The sequence below is a fragment of the Pseudomonas sp. NPDC086278 genome, assembly GCF_050280905.1.
GTDB lineage: Bacteria > Pseudomonadota > Gammaproteobacteria > Pseudomonadales > Pseudomonadaceae > Aquipseudomonas.
Genome location: NZ_JBNNWE010000203.1, coordinates 1 through 2182, shown reverse-complemented (window position 1 = coordinate 2182; position 2182 = coordinate 1). Strand labels below are relative to the sequence as shown.

Annotated in this window: 2 protein-coding genes and 2 pseudogenes; 1 reads left to right on the top strand and 3 read right to left on the bottom strand. The window is 59.2% G+C overall.

Annotated elements, in window-relative coordinates; all coding sequences use genetic code 11:
- The 3 genes and pseudogenes from ACQKP4_RS28935 to trmJ form a co-directional block, all read right to left on the bottom strand.
- Window positions 1-98: pseudogene (locus ACQKP4_RS28935) on the bottom strand (helicase-related protein); the annotation flags it as partial.
- A 246-nt stretch (window positions 99-344) separates the two neighbouring features.
- The gene (cysE, locus tag ACQKP4_RS28930) at window positions 345-1121 is read right to left on the bottom strand and encodes a serine O-acetyltransferase (protein WP_427637428.1); all 777 of its coding nucleotides are present in this window, start codon (window positions 1119-1121) and stop codon (window positions 345-347) included.
- 2 nt (window positions 1122-1123) lie between these two features.
- The gene (gene trmJ / locus ACQKP4_RS28925) at window positions 1124-1894 is read right to left on the bottom strand and encodes a tRNA (cytosine(32)/uridine(32)-2'-O)-methyltransferase TrmJ (protein ID WP_427637427.1); all 771 of its coding nucleotides are present in this window, start codon (window positions 1892-1894) and stop codon (window positions 1124-1126) included.
- A 146-nt stretch (window positions 1895-2040) separates the two neighbouring features.
- Between trmJ and ACQKP4_RS28920 the strand changes: the two are divergent.
- Window positions 2041-2182, top strand: a pseudogene (locus ACQKP4_RS28920) (hypothetical protein); the annotation flags it as partial.

Sequence of the window (2182 nt, the reverse complement as noted above, 5' to 3'; positions counted from 1 at the left end):
CGGTGCACGTAGTCGTCCGGCACTTCCGGCAAGGTGAAGTTGATCACGTGGCTGATGCCGTCGATGTGAATGCCGCGACCGGCCACATCGGTGGCCACGGAGTTCGGAATGGGGGCGAGTATGCAATTCCCGAGTATTTAAGTCAACTATAAGACCTAGTACTTTAGTCAGGTTTACCCGCAAAAGAGCGCGCGCATCATAGCAAAGGCTGGGCTCTGACAGCCAGTAGTACCGAGTTATCTAGCACCGAGTCATCGTTCTTCGCGAGCAAGCCCCCTCCCCCATTTGACCGAGGATGCGGTCTACCGTGGGAGCGGGCTTGCTCGCGAAGGCGGCAACGCGGTTTAGCTGGCCTGACTCTGATCCTTGTCCTTCACACAGGCGAAATCTTCTTCACGCAGCTCAGGCAAATCCTTGGCGCAATAGTTACTGCCCAGATCCTTCAACGCACCGCACATGCCTTCCAGACGTCCATCAACGGCCTGCAAGTGATCAAGCAACTGACCAATGGCCCGCGCCACCGGATCGGGCATGTCTTCACCGACACCGTAGGCATCGAAGCCGATTTTTTCAGCCATGGCTTTACGCTTGGCGTCCTGCTCTTCATCGGACTTGACGATGATTCGTCCCGGAATACCGACCACTGTCGCCCCGGCCGGCACAGCCTTGGTCACCACCGCATTGGAGCCGACCTTGGCCCCCGCCCCCACGGTGAACGGACCGAGCACCTTGGCACCCGCCCCCACCACCACGCCGTCCTCAAGCGTCGGGTGACGCTTGCCCTTGTTCCAACTGGTCCCGCCAAGCGTCACGCCTTGATAAAGGGTGACGTCGTTGCCGATCTCGGCGGTTTCACCGATAACGATACCCATGCCATGGTCAATGAAGAAGCGACGACCGACCTTGGCGCCCGGATGGATTTCGATTCCGGTCAGCCAGCGACCGAAGTTCGACACCAGCCGCGCCAGCCACTTCAGCTCACCGCGCCACAAGGCCGACGACAGGCGATGGATCCAGATGGCGTGCATGCCGGGGTAGCACGTCAGAACTTCAAAAGCGTTACGCGCCGCCGGGTCTCGATGGAATACGCTTTGGATATCTTCACGCAAACGCTCGAACATGTTTAATCCTTCCGCTTAAGAAGCTCGCCACGGGCCGCTTTCTGGGTTTCCGTGAGGATGCCACGCAATATATTCATTTCCGCCCGGCTGACCGAGCTGCGTCCGTACAACCGACGCAGGCGCGCCATCAAGTGCCGTGGTTTTTCCGGATCGAGGAACTCAATAGCCACCAGGGTTTGCTCCAGGTGCTCATAGAATCGCTCCAGCTCATCCATGGTCGCCAGCTCACCGCTTTTGGTGGAGGCCACTTCTTCCTTCTCGACCTTGCTCGGCTGACCTTGGGCCGCCAGCCAGGACATGCGCACTTCATAGCTCAACACCTGCACCGCCGCCCCGAGGTTCAGCGAACTGAATTCGGGGTCTGATGGGATGTGCACGTGATAATGACATCGCTGCAGCTCTTCATTGGTCAGGCCGGAATCTTCGCGACCGAACACCAACGCAATCTCTGCACCCGACGCAGCCTCCTCCACCATTTTCACCCCGCATTCACGGGGATCGAGCAACGGCCAGGGAATACGACGGTCACGGGCGCTGGTGCCGAGCACCAGATTGCAACCGACCAAGGCGTCTTCCAGCGTGGCGACGACTTGCGCGTTTTCAAGGATATCCCCGGCGCCGGAGGCACGCGCGTCCGCTTCGTGATGCGGGAACAACCGCGGTTCGACCAGCACCAGCCGCGACAGGCCCATGTTCTTCATGGCACGAGCAGCTCCGCCGATGTTGCCGGGGTGGCTGGTATTGACCAGGACGACACGAATGTTTTGCAGCACGGGCAGCGCTCTCGAACACAATAAAAGGGAGCCGAATCTTACAGCGCCTACTACCGTTAAGCTACGAAAGCGAACACCGACCTTCACCTGTAGAAACTTTCTGATAGAATGCCCGGCTTTCTTTAACAACCTTAGGTGACACATCCATGCAGCCCATGCTGAATATCGCGCTGCGCGCCGCCCGCAGCGCCAGTGAATTGATCTTCCGCTCCATCGAGCGCCTGGATACCATCACCAGCCCGACTGGAAAAGCCCGCGCGGCCAGGTTGCGCCAGGCGATGCTGGCTT